Origin of the sequence: Bradyrhizobium genosp. P, from assembly GCF_049949265.1 — a bacterium.
GTDB lineage: Bacteria > Pseudomonadota > Alphaproteobacteria > Rhizobiales > Xanthobacteraceae > Bradyrhizobium.
The window spans coordinates 1274173-1289478 of record NZ_CP188195.1 but is presented as its reverse complement, the minus strand read 5'-3'; the positions used below and the strand labels follow the sequence as shown (position 1 = coordinate 1289478).

Genomic DNA, 15306 nt, shown 5'->3' with positions numbered 1-15306 from the left:
CGCGTTCGCAAAAAAATGCAACAAGGTGCGTGAAGGCAAGCGCCCTGGTTTTCTGGCCCGTGCCGTGCGGATTACGCGGACTTGCGCACCGGCTCCACGAGGTTGCCGCTGCCCGCGATCAGGGCCGCATAGTGGCCGATCGGCGCTGGCCTGCCGAGCAGGTAGCCCTGCACGGCGTCACAGCCCTCCTCCGACAGGAAGCCGAGCTGCTCTTCGGTCTCGACGCCCTCGGCGACAATCGACATTTCCAGGCCGTGACCGAGATTGATGACGGCGCGCACGATCGCGGCCGATTGCGGGTTGCGGCCGAGATTGATGACGAAGGCGCGGTCGATCTTGATCTTGTCGAACGGAAACGCCTGCAGGTAGCTCAGCGAGGAATAGCCGCTGCCGAAATCGTCCATCGAGATGCGCACGCCGAGCGCCTTCAGCCGGCGCAGCAGCGACAGGCCGCGGTCGAGATCCTCGATCAGCACGCCTTCGGTGATTTCGAGTTCGAGCCGATCAGGTGCAAGCCCGGTTTCGAGCAGGATCGCGTGAACGCGGCCGACCAGGTCGCCATGGGTGAATTGTGCCGGTGACAGGTTCACGGCGATCTGCAGCGGCGCCGTCCAGGAGGCCGCCTCCCGGCAGGCTTCGCGCAGGATCCATTCGCCCATCTCGACGATCAGGCCGCTCTCTTCCGCGAGCGGAATGAAGTCGCCGGGCGGCACGAAACCGCGCACCGGATGGTGCCAGCGCGCCAGTGCTTCGAAACCGATGGCCTCGCTCGCCTCGACCGTCGCGCCGGCTGTGGCCTGCGGCTGGTAATAGAGCGACAATTCGCCGTTCTTGATCGCGACGGACAGCTCCTGGTGCAGCACCCGACGATCGCGGATCTGCTGGTCCATCTCCGGCTCATAGATCGAGATCGTGCCGCGCGACTTTGCCTTGGCGCGGAACAGCGCTGCGCCGGCATTGGCGAGCAGCGAGGCTGCGTCGGACCCGTTATGCGGGAACACCGAGATGCCGGTGCTGACACCGGTGCGAACCGACTTGCCGTCGATGCTGAAATCCAGTCCCAGCGCCTCGGCCGCCTGTTCGGCTAGTGCGATGCCCGCCGAGGGCTGCTTGCCGTCGATGATAAGGCCGAATTCGTCGCCCGACAGCCGCGCCACCACGCCGCCACGCGCCACGGACTGGAGGCGCTGCGCGACCTCGATCAGCACCTTGTCGCCGGTCGCATGACCGAAGACGTCGTTGACCTCCTTCAGCCCGTCGAGGTCGACGCAGAGCACGGCGAATTCCTCGTCGGTGCCGGCGCAGGCTTCGATCATCTGGGCGAGTGCCTGCAGGAAGGCGGCGCGGTTCGGCAGATCGGTCAGGCCGTCGTGATAGGCCATGTGCGCCATGCGCGATTCGGTCTGGCGACGGTCGGTGACGTCTTCATGTGTCTTGATCAGATATTGCGGCTCGCCATTGTCATCGAGCACGGTCATGCGGCGGGTCAGGAACAGCCGCAAGCCGTCCTTGGTCGAAATCGGGTGCTCCTCGGCGATCATGCCGCGCTTCCTGATTGCAGCCTCGTCGCGGGCGATGATCAGCTTGGCTTCGCGCGGATTGAAGATGTCGGCGGCGGTCAGGCCCGTGGCGTCCTCGCGGCGGCGGTTGAGGATCGTCTCGGCGCTGCGGTTGGCCAGCAGATAGCGGCCGTCACTGATGCGCTCGACGATCAGCGAGACCGGAATATTGTCGACCACGAGTTCGAGGAACTTCTTGTTGTTTTCGAGTTCGCGCGACAGCGAACGGCGGTCGGTGACGTCCTCGAACAGGGCAATCAGGAATTCCGGTTCGCCGGCCTCGTTGCGGGCGATGACGCGGTTGGATGCGAGGATGCGCTTCTCCGAACCGCGCTCGACGAAGAATTCACTGCGGTGATAGCCTTGCGGCGCATTCAATGCCGCCCGGTCGGCGGCTTCGATGCTGACCGCAGTCTCGGGACGGAAGATCTCATCGGCCCGCTTGCCCACGATGTGATCGCGCGAGAAACGCGAAAAGCGCTCGAACGCGCGGTTGGCGAAGATATAGCGGCCGTCCTCGATATTCTTGGCGGCGACGCAGACCGGGACGTTGTCGAGCACCGATTCCAGGAATTGCGTCGTCGAAGCGAGCTTGCGCGACAGCTTGCGCTGGTCGGTGCAATCCAGATGGGTCGCGACCGAGCCGCCATTCGGCAGCGGGAAGTATTTGACCAGCACCGATTTGCCGTTCGGAAGTTCGGTAACCAGTCCCTCCGGTGTCGCGGCCCTTGCATAAAAATCGTCAACGCTGACGTCGAGCACGCCGCGGCTGCGACGCAACTCCAGAAGCTGCGGACCGGTCATGTTGCGCGGAATGTCGGCGCGTGACAGGCCGTAGATGTCGAGATAGCGGTCGTTGCAGAACACGATCCGCTCGCGCACATCGGTCATCACCACGCCCTGGTTCAGGTGATTGAGTGCCGAGGAAATGAACACGTTGCGCCGCAGTTGCGATCGCTTGGCCCGGCGCAGGGCCGAAAGGATCCAGAGCCCGACGGCGCCGACGAAGGACGCTACCACCACGCCGCCGATCAACAGCTCCCAGACCGCGTTGGGATCGAGGTCGCCGAGGTAGCTCGAAGGAGCAAACGCGTCGGATACCGCCCAGGCGACGCTGCATGGCGTGACGACGGCGATCAGGCAAAGCGCGACCTTTGCCGGAATCGAATCCTTCCTGCCCGCCTGCCACTTCCTGCCAGCCATCAGTCACCCGCGGATTACCGTGCCGAGTGTCCGACTTTTGCAGTTTGGATCGGGTAAACGCGTTCCGATGCAACTGGAAAATGTGAGTCAATTTATGGCAATTGCCCTGACATGATTAATAGTTCACTAACGCGAGGCGGCTCTGGAACTAGCCGAGACGGCCCAAGCACTTGCTCGACAGAGTTTGCTGGGCAAACGATGCTATTCACGCGTGACGGCGGCGGTCGTTGCACCGGAATTTGCTGATCTGAAGGACGAGATGGACAGGGTTGATTGCGTGATCGTGGGTGCGGGGGTGGTCGGCCTCGCAGTGGCGCGGCGGTTGGCACAGGCCGGGCGCGAAGTGGTCGTCATCGAGGAGGCCGAAGGGATCGGCACCGTGACCTCGTCGCGGAACAGCGAGGTGATCCATGCCGGCATCTACTATCGCGCCGGCAGCCTGATGGCGCAGATGTGCGTCAGTGGCAAGCGCGCGCTGTATCGGTACTGCGCCGAGCACGGCATCCCGCACAAGAATTGCGGCAAGCTGATCGTCGCTACCACGGCAAAGGAAACCGAAAAGCTGCAGTCGATCCGCGCCCATGCCGCGGCCAATGGCGTCGACGACATGCAGCTGTTGTCCGGAGCGGCCGCGCGCGCGCTCGAGCCGGCGCTGAACTGTGACGCGGCGCTGTTGTCGCCCTCCACCGGAATCGTCGACAGCCATGCCTACATGCTGGCGTTGCGCGGCGATGCCGAAGACGCCGGCGCTGCCTTTGCATTCCACACGCCGCTGCTGCGCGCGAAAGCCACGGCTGACAGGATCGAGATCGAGGCGGGCGGCGAGGCGCCGATGACGCTCGCATGCGATGTCCTGGTCAATGCCGCCGGCCTCGGGGCACCGGCCGTCGCCCGCAGCATCGAGAGCATGCCGATCGAACTGATCCCGACGGCCTATCTGGCCAAGGGCAATTATTTCAGCTGCAGCACGCGGGCGCCGTTCTCGCGGCTGATCTACCCGGTCCCAGAACCCGGCGGGCTCGGCGTGCACCTCACCCTCGACATGGCCGGACAGGCGAGGTTTGGTCCCGACGTCGAATGGATTGATCATGTCGATTATGCCGTCGACCCGGCGCGGGCCGAGCGGTTCTATCCGGCGATCCGGAAATACTGGCCGACGCTGCCGGACGGCGCACTGATGCCGAGCTATTCGGGTATCCGGCCCAAGATCGTGCCGCCGGCGGTCGCAACCCAGGATTTCCTGATCCAGGGCCCGCGCGAACATGGCGTGAGCGGCCTGATCAACCTGTTCGGGATCGAGTCGCCCGGCCTCACATCATCGCTTGCGATCGCCGATCATGTCGGCGAACTCGCAAAGCTCTGATCAAATTAAGGCTCTGAGCAAATCAAGGTTGTGAGCGGATGCAGCATACCTCTTTCGGCGGATGGGCGATCTAGCGTCCATCCAAGCGGCGAAAAGGTGAGCCAGGCAACTATGCGGGGGATTGACTAGTGGATCGTTTCTGCCGCGGTATGTCTCAACCGCTCGATCTGGTCCTTGACCATCAACTTGCGGCGCTTCAGCTCGCAAATTTGCAGGTCGTCTACGGAGGGATGCACGAGCGCTTCGTGCAACTCATTTTCGAGTATTTTGTGCTTGCGTTCCAGTTCAACCAGATGCGCCTGTATTGCCATTACGAACTCCCTCGGTGGGTTAAACCTCAGATTCGAGCCGGACGAGTGAGTGTACACGAGTGGAAGGAGCTGTCGATGGGGGAAGCAAAATGCCGCAGTCAGCTTTTCAAGCTTATCTGTAACCGATCGTGAGTATGGAACCGGTCCAGCTTGCGCGGCGCGCGCCCAGGGACGATATTTCGGCAAGCAGCGGCCGCTTCGTCCGTCACAACCTAATCGTGCTTTTCAGTCAACGTACACCATGAATGATCAAGATGAGCGCGAACTGCACGCCGAGCTCGCGCGTCTGCAACAAGAGCACCGCGACCTCGACGCCGCGATCGACGCGCTGCATCAGTCGCCGGCACCGGATCTCCTGATGCTGCAGCGGTTGAAGAAGCGGAAGCTGCAATTGCGCGATCGCATTGCCTTCATCGAAGACCAGATCACGCCCGACATCATCGCCTGAAGCGCCCATCGCGCGATCCGGCCGGCCCGGTCGCGGTCAGGCCGTTTTTTCCCCGTGATCCACAGCGGCGGCCCGCTTCACGTTCGCGGCAACATGCCGGCGGAGGCGATTTTCAGCCCTTGACTCTATCAGAACAAAAAGAGAACATAAATTTCCAGCCGCCAGATTCAGAAACCAGATTCAGACAAAGGGAGTTTCGCCATGTCCGCACCGTCTTCCCTGCCCGACAACCGCCGCTACGAGCAGGCTTGCGATCAGGCGATCGCGATGTGCGACGGCAATCTGCGCAGCACCATCAAGGCGCTGATCATGGCCAACGAATATCTGGAGACCGAGCTGGAGGAATTGCAGGCGGCGATTACCGCAGGCCGCGTATCTGCACCGACCCATGCGGCGAGCGACGCCGCCTGACCTCGAGAGCTCCGCTCCAATGGAATCGGAACGGGGCTCTCGATTCCTGTTCTAGCGCGTTTTCTTCACGCGAACCGGTATCCACTTCGCTCGAAATCGCTAAGGGAGCAAAGCGATGGCCGATGTCACCTATTACGTGGCGCTGCCGTTCATGCAGGACGATGACGGCACGCCGATCGCAGGCAATGCCGAGGAATGCCAGAGTTCGGCGACCGCGTTGCGGCGCGCCGAGATGATGTCGCGCATGCCCGGCAGTATCGGTGCCGTCGCGTTCAGCCGCAGCGGTGATCCCGCGGTCGGCGAATTCGGCGACGCCAAGCTGTTGCGGGCCTTCGGCAATGTGCCGGAGGATTTGAGCACGCTCTAGCTTCGGGGCTCGTGCCGCCGCTGCGCCTTGCGCACATACATCGCGCGATCGGCCTCATCGAGGGCGCGCTCGACATCGGAATGCGGGCTGAGGAGCGCAACGCCCGCTGACGCGCCCGCAGTAACGTGGCTGCCGCGGAAGACGAAACTCAAGCGGTCGATCATTTCCTCCAGCGCGGCGGCCTTGGCCCTGGCGTCGGTCTCGCTGAGATTCCACAACAGCAGCGCAAACTCGTCGCCGCCGAGCCGGCCGATCACGTCGGAGGCTCGTGTCTGGCTCGACACCGCGGCGACGACCGCCTTCAGCACCTCGTCACCGGCCGCATGCCCGAACGCGTCGTTGATCGGCTTCAGACGGTCGACGTCGAGCACGATCAGCGCGCCACTGGCGTGATAGCGCTTGATGAACGCGATCGAGCGCGCGAGTTCGCGCTCGAAGCCGCGCCGGTTCAGGATATCGAGCAGAAAATCGGTCTCGGCGGAGGCCTGCAGTTCCTCGATCCGAGCCTGGGCCCGCGCCAGCTGCACCCGCAACCGGCGAATCGTCGATTTGTCGTCGGGGGCGACCCGGCTCCGCGACGGGGGCGCGGTTCCAGCCCGGCCCGGCCCTGGTTTGCGCGCGACCACGGCACTTTTCCGCCGTTTTGCGGCCCCGGAGGCCGTCGCACTGGTTTTCTTCTTCATGCGCATCCTTGTTGAGGCCTGCTTATGAAGGCTTGCCGGGATTTACCAAGACAGGATAGTGCATTCTAACTCCCTTGCCACGCCTTGGATGATGCCCGGGCCGCCCCTATAATCGGCCTATGTTTTTGGATTCCTGCACAGAATTGACGAGATGACCGCCCCGATCGCCATCATCATGGGAAGCCAGTCCGATTGGCAGACCATGCGCCATGCCGCCGACACGCTGGCTGCCCTCGGTGTCGCCTGCGAGACCCGGATCGTTTCCGCCCACCGCACCCCTGATCGGCTCTTTGCCTTCGCCAAGGGCGCCAAGGCGGCCGGCCACAAGGTGGTCATCGCCGGCGCCGGCGGCGCTGCGCATCTGCCGGGCATGACGGCCGCGCTGACGGAGCTTCCGGTGTTTGGAGTTCCCGTCGAGTCGAAGGCGCTGTCCGGCGTCGATTCGCTCTATTCGATCGTGCAGATGCCGGCCGGGATTCCGGTCGGAACGCTCGCGATCGGGAAGCCCGGCGCGATCAATGCCGCGCTGCTCGCAGCGAGCGTGCTCGCGCTCAACGATCCCGCGCTGGCGGCCCGCCTGGCGGCCTGGCGCCAGCAACAGACCGACGCGGTCAAGGACCGTCCGGAGGCTTCGGCGTGACAGCTTCTGCTCCAGTGAAGCTGAAGCCGGGCGACACCATCGGAATCCTCGGCGGCGGCCAATTGGGCCGGATGCTGGCCATGGCGGCGGCACGCCTGGGGCTGAGATGTCAGATCTTCTCACCCGATCCGGATTCGCCGGCCTTCGAGGTCGTCCAGAATGCGACCTGCGCGGAATACGCGGATGTCGAGGCGCTCGAACTGTTCGCCAACGACGTCGACGTCGTGACCTATGAGTTCGAGAACGTGCCGGCGGCCACCGCCATGGTGCTCGCTGCGCGACGCCCGGTGCTGCCGGCGCAAAAAATCCTCGAGACCACGCAGGACCGGCTGATCGAAAAGGATTTCGTCAGCAAGCTCGGCATTGGCACCGCTGATTATGCCGATGTCTCCTCGATCGGCACGCTGCGCGCCGCGATCGCGCGCATCGGCCTGCCTGCTGTGATCAAGACCCGTCGCTTCGGCTATGACGGCAAGGGCCAGGCGATCATTCGCGACGGCGATGACCTCGATCAGATCTGGGAGGACCTCGGCACCAAATCGGCGATCCTCGAGGCGTTCGTGCCGTTCGAACGCGAGATCTCGGTGATCGCGGCGCGCTCGGCCACCGGCGAGGTCGAATGTTTCGACGTCACCGAGAACGAGCATCGCGACCACATCCTCAAGATATCCCGCGCGCCGGCGGCGATTCCCGACGATGTCGCCGCGCAGGCCCGGGCGATCGCGGAGAAGATTGCTTCAGCGCTCGACTATATCGGCGTGCTCGCGGTCGAGATGTTCGTGGTGTCAGGCAACGGCGCGCCGACCGTGCTGGTCAACGAGATCGCGCCGCGGGTGCATAATTCCGGGCACTGGACCCTCGACGGCGCCTCGATCTCGCAGTTCGAGCAGCACATCCGCGCGATCGCCGGCTGGCCACTGGGCAAGCCGGTCCGCCACGGCGAGGTCACGATGACCAACCTGATCGGTGACGACATCCTGAGCTACGAACAGTGGCTCACCGTCCCCGGCGCCACCGTGCATCTCTACGGCAAGGGCGCGCCGCGCCCCGGCCGCAAAATGGGCCACGTCATCGAAGTGACGCCCGCCCGCAAGCCTTGATCCATTAAGGCCCGCGTCGACACTCTCGACATATCGATGGAAGCGGGATCGTGGCTGCCACGATCCCGTTCACAGCCTAGACTAGGCCGTCTTCACGCCGGCAACGATGCCGGCCGGTTCGTCGCTGAGCCAGCGATAGATCACGCCGCCGAGCGCGCCGCCGATCAGCGGAGCAACCCAGAATAGCCAGAGCTGTGACAGCGCCCAGCCGCCGACGAACAGCGCCGGTCCGGTGCTACGCGCCGGATTCACCGAGGTGTTGGTGACGGGAATGCTAACCAGATGGATCATCACCAGTGCAAGGCCGATGGCGAGCGGCGCGAAGCCCGCAGGCGCCTTGCCATGGGTCGAGCCCATGATGATGAACAGGAACATCATGGTCATCACGACTTCGGTGATGAAGCACACCACCATGCTGTAATGGCCCGGCGAATGCGCGTCATAGCCGTTCGAGGCAAAGCCCTTCGTGACGTCGAAGCCGGGCGCGCCGCTCGCGATCACGTAGAGCAGCGCCGCGGCAACGATCGCACCGGCGACCTGCGCAATGATGTAGGGCAGGATCTGGCCGGCCGGGAAACGCCCGCCCGCGGCCAGCCCGACCGTGACGGCCGGATTGAGGTGGCAACCCGAGACATGACCGATCGCGTAGGCCATGGTGACCACGCTCAGGCCGAATGCCAGCGACACGCCGACCAAGCCGATTCCGACCTGCGGAAAGGCAGCCGCGATCACCGCGCTGCCGCAACCGGCGAATGTCAGCCAGAACGTACCGATTGCCTCGGCCGCGTATTTTTTCGTATCCATGTCGCATCTCCCCTATTTCCAATGTCCGGGTTTCTCACAACTCCGGGAACGGCCGCGATCCTGGCGCCAAACCTCCCAAATCAGGGCCGTACAAGGGTATTTTCGCCTCATTTCGTGGCTTTACTAGGCCCGAAAGTCACACCACCGGTGGACATCTGCGCATTTGTCTGATACACGCGCGCGCTCAGGGTTAAGGGGCAGGCCTTTGTCGCCTCTTCACCTGCCAGAATTCCGAACCGATCAATTCAAAAGAGGATGCCGCGTGCAGGTTCTCGTCCGCGATAACAATGTCGACCAGGCTCTCAAGGCGCTGAAGAAGAAGATGCAGCGCGAGGGCATTTTCCGCGAGATGAAGCTCCGCGGTCACTACGAAAAGCCCTCCGAGAAAAAGGCCCGTGAAAAGGCCGAGGCTGTGCGCCGCGCGCGCAAGCTGGCGCGCAAGAAGCTGCAGCGCGAAGGTCTGCTGCCCATGAAGCCGAAGCCGGTGTTCGGCGCCGGTCCGGGTGCCGACCGCGGCGCCGCTGGTGGCCGTGGTGGCGCAGGCGCTGGTCGCGGCCCGCGCTGAACCGTTTTGCTGATCTGGAAGTCTAACAACGCGGGCCCAGGGCCCGCGTTGTTGTTTTGAAGCAGGCTGTGTTCCGGGTTATCAATGCAAAATCACCTCCGAGAGCGTTTTGCATAATGGCTGTTCCGGCGCTACGCTCCCGCCTCGGACCTGCGTACCGCCGCCATCGGGCGCAACAACTTGTCGTCGCTGCGGTCGTGCTCGCCCTGCCCCTGGGGGGCTGCTCGTTCGACCTCGGATCGTGGGGCTCGGACGACAAGCCCAAGGCGCCGACCGCGGCCGAGAAGCCGGCCGACACCATCACGGCGCAGAATATCAGCGACGCCAAGGACCATGCGACACGAGGCCAGGTGCTGGTGCGCTCAGGCAAGACCGATGAAGCGCTCGCAGAGTTCGACCAGGCGCTGGCGGCCGATCCCTACAACATTCAAGCCCTTTACGGCCGCGGCCTGATCTATCAGGGCCAGGGCCAGCATCAGCAGGCGATCGAGGATTTCACGGCGGCCACCGGGCTGTCGCCGCAGAAGGTCGACCCCCTGCTCGGACGCGCCACCAGCTACCTCGCGCTCGACAAGGCCAAGGAGGCCGCGACCGACCTCGACGAGGCCGTGCAGGCCGACCCGAACAGCGGTGCGGCGTGGAGCGCCCGCGGGCAGGCCTATGAGCGGCTCGGCGAGAAGGCCAAGGCGGCGGCGTCCTACAACCGCGCGCTGGCGCTGCGGCCGAGAGACGAGGCCGCACGGAACGGGCTCGCCCGCACCGGCGGGTAGCGCTTCCCCTTACTTGGGAAGAACGGCGTGGAATACCGATTTGGCGGCGGACAGCATGTCGTCGGCCACGGAGGTATGCTGCTTCGCGGGCGGCGGTTCAGACGCCTCGGCGCGCAGATCGAGCGGCGGAACCACGAGCACCGGAACCGGAATGTCGGCCGGGGGCGTCAGCCGGTTCGAATCCTGGGCATCGGCGGCATAGGGCGGACGCGCCTGCGAGGATTGGTCGACCGTCTCGCTGGATGGATTCGACACCATGATCGTCGGCGGCAACGGCCTGATCGCTGGTACCGCAGCTGCACGCTGCGCCTCGGGCTGGCGGGCGGCATCGGTTGCACGCGGCGCTTCCTGGGGGCGCGAGGCCTCCTGCGGACGCTCCTTGCGCAGCCGCTCGATTGCGGCGCGTGCGAGGTCGTTGGCGTCACGGCCTTCCTCGGGAGCGAGCGCGGCCTCGACCGGCGCTGCAGCCGGGGCCAGCTTCGCCACGGCCTTCGGCGCAACCGGGCGATGGCGCGTATCGGTGGGAATGCTTGCCGTCTCGGCCGGCGCATCGGCCGCCTTCAGGTCGGCGGATTTCTCGGCGGGCTTCTCGGTTACGGTGGCCCTCTCGGACGCCGAGCGCTCGATCAGCTTCCGCTCCGACATGCCCTTGGCCTTCACACCGGCCTCGGGAAGGCTACTGAAGATGGTGGGCTTCTCGGTCGGCTTGACGGTGGCCTTGGGGTCAGTGGCGGCCGACATCGCTGCTGCCGTCGGCACGTCCGGCTTGGCGACGATGTAATGGTTAACGATGTACGCCCCGATGATGGTCGCAGCCACCGAGGGTAGGATGTCCATCGTGAATTTCTTCAAGTAACTCAGCATGGCCTGCCAACTCCCCGCCCCGGATTTCATGCTGGAACTTTGAGGCACATTGAGGGATCAACTGCGACAGATCGGTGGCAAACGCCTGTTCCGCCGTAACCTTTGGTGTCACATCGGTTTCAGCCGGAGCGCCTCCGCGCGGGAAATCACGGGACGCATCCGGCTTCCAGATCATCGTGAAGCCGTTAATGATCGATGAATTTCCGGGTCCGCCGGCCGAAATCTGCCATTCCGGCCCTGCTGTTTAGCCATGGAAGCGGCGATCGCCGCCTCAGGGCTTCAGTTCCACCTCAAGGAACACGATTTCGCTGGCGGTCTCGTTGAGCACGTCGTGCTGGACGCCGGCCTTGCGGAAATAGGATTTACCGACACCGAGCTGTGCCTTGGAGCGCTCGCCGTTCGGCGCCACGATGGTCATCACGCCCGCGGTGACCGGCACGATGACATAATCCATCTCATGGGTGTGGGGACCCGTGGCGCTGCCCGGCGCCAGCCGCCATTCGGTGACCCGCACCTCCGCCGTATCAACCTGAACGTCTGATGCAGCACTGAGCATGATACCTCTCCAAGCTAGTTCGATGTCAGGCAAATATCGGATTCGGCGTCAACGGAGAACAGGGGCTATCGGAAGGAACGTCAAGAGCAGAAACAGCGGAACGAGAATAATGGAAGCCCAAAACAGATAGCCGAAGAAACTCGGCATCTTGATGCCACGTTCCGTGGCGATTGCTGCAATCATGAAGTTGGGTGCGTTCCCGATATAGGTCAGGGCGCCCATATACACCGCTCCCATCGAAATCGCTGCCAGCGTTCCCGAAAGCGCATTCATCAACGTCTCTGCGTGTCCCCCGGCAAGCTTGAAGAACAGCAGATAGGTTGGCGCATTGTCGAGAAACGCCGACATCACGCCGGTGTACCAGAAATAGGCGACCTGCTTGGGGTTGCCGTTCGGTTCCGTCACCGCCGACAACAGCCATGCAAACGTGCCGTCCTTGCCGGCGTCGAGCATGGCCAACACCGGAATGATGGCGACGAAAATCGCAGCGAATAATTTCGCGACCTCCCGGATCGGCTCCCAGTTAAACCCGTTTGCCTCGCGATGCTCCTCGCGCGTCAGCCAAACCGACAGTAGCGCGATCAGAATCAGCATTCCGTCGCGAACCAGATTCTGCAGCTCGAGATGCGTGCCGGCAATGTCGACGCTGATCCCGGGCTTCCAGCCGGCCGACAGCAATTTGCAGCCCACGATGGCGGCGATCAGCGGGACATTGAGCAGCCCCCGGATCCTGATCGGGGCAGAGGAGGGTTTGGCGGGGTTAAGCGGTTCAGCACGAAAACGCCAAACGTCGAAGATGACGAAGATCGCCAGCAGCAAGCTGGCCACGATGAGCGTCTGCAGCCACAGATCCCGTATCGTCCAGAAGAAATCCACGCCGTTCAGAAATCCGACGAACAGCGGCGGATCACCCAGCGGACTGAGGGCGCCACCAACATTGGCCACGAGAATGATGAAAAAGATGATCACGTGCGTGTTGTGGGGTCGCGAAAGGTTCGCACGGATCAACGGCCGGATCAGGATCATGCTTGCGCCCGTGGTGCCGACGACGCTTGCCATCGCCGTGCCCAGCGCGAGGATGGCGGTATTGCTGAGCGGCGTGCCCCTGATGTCGCCGCTCACGACAATGCCGCCTGCAACCGTATAGAGCGCGAACAGCAGCACGATGAAGCTCAGATACTCAGCGAGCAGCGCATGGGTGACGGCGGCCAGCGTCACGGCGCCACCTGCAAACCACAGAATCGAGCCGATCGTCAGCACAGACCATGCGGCGGCTATCTTTCCATAGTGGTGATGCCAGAGCTTCGGAAACAGCAGTGGTCCGGTAGCAATCGAGAGCAGCAACCCGATGAAGGGAAGCGCAAAGGGCCAGCGCATCGACGCGCCATCGAGCGTAGCGGCGTCGGCCGAATGAGGAAAAAGCACGAGCAGGAAGGCGGCAGACGCCAGAAATCGCATCTCAGCACACCGGCGTCACGGCACGAATACCATGAACACGAACACGGCGAACACCACCATATGCACGAGCCCGAACATCATGTTGGTGCGGCCGGTGCCGAAGGTGAGCATGCTGATCATGAAGGTCAGCAACAGGATCAACATATGCTGGTTGCTGAGCCCGAGCACCAGCTGTTTGTCGAGCGCGTAGGCGGCGAGGGCGACGGCGGGAACCGTGAGCCCGATGGTGGCGATCGACGAGCCGAGCGCAAGGTTGATGCTTTTCTGCAGATCATTCTTGCGTGCCGCCGACACCGCGGCCACGCTCTCCGGCAGCAGGATCAACAGCGCGACCACGACGCCTGCAAAGGCCGGCGGCGCGCCGATCTTTACGGTGACGACATCGACCACGATGGAGAACTTCTTGGCCAGCAGCACCACCGCCAGGAGCGCCCCCAGCAGAAGCGCGATGCTGATCGTCAGCTCGCGGTCCGACATCACCTCGCCGTGCTCGGCCGCCTCGTTGGCGCCGCTGACGAAATAGTCGCGGTGACGGATGGTCTGGGTGTAGAGAAACACCGCGTAGAGGAGCAAGGTGACGATGCTCACGACAGCCAGTTGCACCGTGGAATAGACCGGCCCTGGCGCGGTCAGCGTGAAATTCGGCATATCTAGCGTAATGGTCGCCAGCACGAACAACACGCTGAGGTAAAGGTTCGCACCTGTGATCTGGAAATCCTGCTCGCGGTATCGGATGCCGCCGATAAAGATGCACAGCCCGACCAGGCCATTGCAGACGATCATCACCACGGCAAAGACGGTGTCGCGCGCCAACGTCGGAGCCGGCGTGTCGCCAAGCATGATGGTTGCGATCAGCGCGACCTCGATGACGGTTACGGCGAGCGTCAGGAGCAGCGTGCCGAACGGCTCGCCGATCCGCTCGGCGATCATCTCAGCATGGTGGACTGCCGCGAACACCGTTCCGAACAGAACGATGAGCAGCACGGCCGCAAACAGCCACCCTCCGGCCGATGGCGCGAATGCGTAGCCCGAGGCCGAGACCGCGGCAAACAACAACACTGCCAGAACGGGAAACAGCCAGGCCGACCGCGGCATCGGTCCATGTGCGCTCATTGTATCGGTCCTCGGTTCAGTGACCCTGATTATGCGCCAGACGATCGCCGCCGTCAGCCTTTTGGCGCATTGATAAACTGCCTCGCCGTCACGATTGCACCGAAATCATCAAGATTGTCGTGCCCACCACCTGGGAAGCGGACGAATTGCTTGGGCTCGTGCGCAAGGCGGAACAGGCGCTCCCCGAAACCGATCGGGATCACCGGATCATTGGTGCCGTGCATGATCAGGAGCGGCGCTGTGACGCTGATGATGCGCCGGTCGGAATGGAATTGATCCCTCATCAATAGGCTGACGGGCACGAACTTGAACAACGCGCCCGCGACGTCCGCCGTCGAGGTGTAGGGCGCTTCCAGGATCAGCTTGCCGACGGGATGCTCGGCCGCGATGGCGACCGCGACGCCGGTCCCGAGTGAAAAGCCCCAGACCACGATCCGATCCGGAGCGTAGCGCTCGGCGGTAAAGGCGTAGGCCGCCGCGGCATCCTGCAGCAGGCCCTGCTCGCTCGGATATCCGCTCGAGCCGGCGTAGCCGCGATAGGACAGCGCGACCAGCCCGGTGCCATCGGCCGTGATGCCCTTGAAGCGTGCCACGCGGCCGGCGAGGAAATCACCATTGCCGGGAAAGAACAGCACAACGGACCGGCCCGGCTTTGCCTGGACGTGCCAGACGATGACCTTCTCACCGTCAGCCGTGGTCAGGACATGCTCTTCCGCTTCGGGAAACCCTGCGGCGGCAGGCGGCGTCCGTCCGACCGGCGGAATCGGAAACAGCATCTCGCGCTGCTTGAAGAACAGCACCGCAAGGCCGCCGAGATAGACGACGGCCGCGACGATCAGAAGCCATTTCAGGATCGTCAGGGCCACATGCATGCCGTCTGCCGCACCTATTTCCTGAGTCCAGCCTTCAGCAGCTTCTCGACATCGAGCTTGATGGTGTCGGGAACGGGTCGACACGAGCAGGCCGCCGCATGCGCCGCGTGCCACTTGATCCGCTGTTCGCGCGAGGCCCGGAGCGGCATGCGATTTTGTCGATGCCACTCCTTGTTCAGGGCCATCGGCGCCCTACCTCGTATCGCCTTGCCTTGTATC

Annotated in this window: 18 protein-coding genes; 8 read left to right on the top strand and 10 right to left on the bottom strand. The window is 63.5% G+C overall.

The window, feature by feature from the left end; all coding sequences use genetic code 11:
- Positions 1-71: 71 nt before the first annotated feature.
- On the bottom strand, positions 72-2762 hold the full coding sequence (locus ACP2YO_RS06220; protein WP_426440046.1) for a sensor domain-containing protein: 2691 nt from the start codon (positions 2760-2762) through the stop codon (positions 72-74).
- Between the two features lie 259 nt (positions 2763-3021).
- On the opposite strand from ACP2YO_RS06220, the gene ACP2YO_RS06215 reads away from it, so the two are divergent.
- Positions 3022-4125, top strand: coding sequence for an NAD(P)/FAD-dependent oxidoreductase (locus tag ACP2YO_RS06215; RefSeq protein WP_426443083.1), 1104 nt, complete (start codon positions 3022-3024; stop codon positions 4123-4125).
- A 125-nt stretch (positions 4126-4250) separates the two neighbouring features.
- On the opposite strand, the gene ACP2YO_RS06210 is transcribed toward ACP2YO_RS06215, so the two are convergent.
- Positions 4251-4436, bottom strand: a complete 186-nt coding sequence (locus tag ACP2YO_RS06210; RefSeq protein ID WP_426440044.1) for a YdcH family protein — start codon at positions 4434-4436, stop codon at positions 4251-4253.
- Positions 4437-4677: 241 nt separating this feature from the next.
- Here ACP2YO_RS06210 and ACP2YO_RS06205 point away from each other — a divergent pair, with 241 nt between their 5' ends.
- From ACP2YO_RS06205 to ACP2YO_RS06195, 3 genes are all read left to right on the top strand, one after another.
- Positions 4678-4884, top strand: coding sequence for a YdcH family protein (locus tag ACP2YO_RS06205; RefSeq protein WP_029085523.1), 207 nt, complete (start codon positions 4678-4680; stop codon positions 4882-4884).
- Positions 4885-5085: 201 nt separating this feature from the next.
- The gene (locus tag ACP2YO_RS06200) at positions 5086-5295 is read left to right on the top strand and encodes a hypothetical protein (protein WP_426440042.1); all 210 of its coding nucleotides are present in this window, start codon (positions 5086-5088) and stop codon (positions 5293-5295) included.
- Positions 5296-5410: 115 nt separating this feature from the next.
- The gene (locus tag ACP2YO_RS06195; protein WP_426440040.1) at positions 5411-5662 is read left to right on the top strand and encodes a hypothetical protein; all 252 of its coding nucleotides are present in this window, start codon (positions 5411-5413) and stop codon (positions 5660-5662) included.
- On the opposite strand, the gene ACP2YO_RS06190 is transcribed toward ACP2YO_RS06195, so the two are convergent.
- Positions 5659-6345, bottom strand: a complete 687-nt coding sequence (locus ACP2YO_RS06190) for a GGDEF domain-containing protein (protein ID WP_426440038.1) — start codon at positions 6343-6345, stop codon at positions 5659-5661. The genes ACP2YO_RS06195 and ACP2YO_RS06190 overlap by 4 nt on opposite strands.
- A gap of 151 nt (positions 6346-6496) precedes the next feature.
- Here ACP2YO_RS06190 and purE point away from each other — a divergent pair, with 151 nt between their 5' ends.
- Both purE and ACP2YO_RS06180 read left to right on the top strand, forming a co-directional pair.
- The gene (gene purE, locus ACP2YO_RS06185) at positions 6497-6985 is read left to right on the top strand and encodes a 5-(carboxyamino)imidazole ribonucleotide mutase (protein WP_426440036.1); all 489 of its coding nucleotides are present in this window, start codon (positions 6497-6499) and stop codon (positions 6983-6985) included.
- Positions 6982-8085 carry a 5-(carboxyamino)imidazole ribonucleotide synthase gene (locus ACP2YO_RS06180; RefSeq protein WP_426440034.1) on the top strand — a complete coding sequence of 368 codons (1104 nt, stop codon included), beginning with the start codon at positions 6982-6984 and terminating at the stop codon, positions 8083-8085. Before purE ends, ACP2YO_RS06180 begins: the two co-directional genes overlap by 4 nt.
- A gap of 81 nt (positions 8086-8166) precedes the next feature.
- On the opposite strand, the gene aqpZ is transcribed toward ACP2YO_RS06180, so the two are convergent.
- Positions 8167-8889: an aquaporin Z gene (gene aqpZ / locus ACP2YO_RS06175; protein WP_426440032.1), complete on the bottom strand. Its 723-nt coding sequence runs from the start codon at positions 8887-8889 to the stop codon at positions 8167-8169.
- A gap of 262 nt (positions 8890-9151) precedes the next feature.
- Between aqpZ and rpsU the strand changes: the two genes are divergently transcribed.
- On the top strand, positions 9152-9454 hold the full coding sequence (gene rpsU, locus ACP2YO_RS06170) for a 30S ribosomal protein S21 (RefSeq protein ID WP_426440030.1): 303 nt from the start codon (positions 9152-9154) through the stop codon (positions 9452-9454).
- A gap of 116 nt (positions 9455-9570) precedes the next feature.
- Positions 9571-10224 carry a tetratricopeptide repeat protein gene (locus tag ACP2YO_RS06165; protein ID WP_426440028.1) on the top strand — a complete coding sequence of 218 codons (654 nt, stop codon included), beginning with the start codon at positions 9571-9573 and terminating at the stop codon, positions 10222-10224.
- Between the two features lie 9 nt (positions 10225-10233).
- On the opposite strand, the gene ACP2YO_RS06160 is transcribed toward ACP2YO_RS06165, so the two are convergent.
- From ACP2YO_RS06160 to ACP2YO_RS06135, 6 genes are all read right to left on the bottom strand, one after another.
- Positions 10234-11088, bottom strand: coding sequence for a hypothetical protein (locus ACP2YO_RS06160; RefSeq protein WP_426440026.1), 855 nt, complete (start codon positions 11086-11088; stop codon positions 10234-10236).
- A gap of 271 nt (positions 11089-11359) precedes the next feature.
- A complete protein-coding gene (locus ACP2YO_RS06155; RefSeq protein ID WP_426440024.1) occupies positions 11360-11644 on the bottom strand; it encodes a cupin domain-containing protein in 285 nt (94 codons plus the stop codon).
- A gap of 48 nt (positions 11645-11692) precedes the next feature.
- Complete coding sequence (locus ACP2YO_RS06150; protein ID WP_426440022.1) at positions 11693-13102, bottom strand: sodium:proton antiporter; 1410 nt, start codon at positions 13100-13102, stop codon at positions 11693-11695.
- A 15-nt stretch (positions 13103-13117) separates the two neighbouring features.
- Positions 13118-14215 carry a calcium:proton antiporter gene (locus ACP2YO_RS06145; RefSeq protein WP_426440020.1) on the bottom strand — a complete coding sequence of 366 codons (1098 nt, stop codon included), beginning with the start codon at positions 14213-14215 and terminating at the stop codon, positions 13118-13120.
- Between the two features lie 53 nt (positions 14216-14268).
- Positions 14269-15087 (bottom strand): alpha/beta hydrolase, encoded by an 819-nt coding sequence (locus ACP2YO_RS06140; RefSeq protein WP_426440018.1) that lies wholly within the window; start codon positions 15085-15087, stop codon positions 14269-14271.
- Positions 15088-15101: 14 nt separating this feature from the next.
- Complete coding sequence (locus ACP2YO_RS06135) at positions 15102-15272, bottom strand: hypothetical protein (RefSeq protein ID WP_426440016.1); 171 nt, start codon at positions 15270-15272, stop codon at positions 15102-15104.
- Positions 15273-15306: the final 34 nt, after the last annotated feature.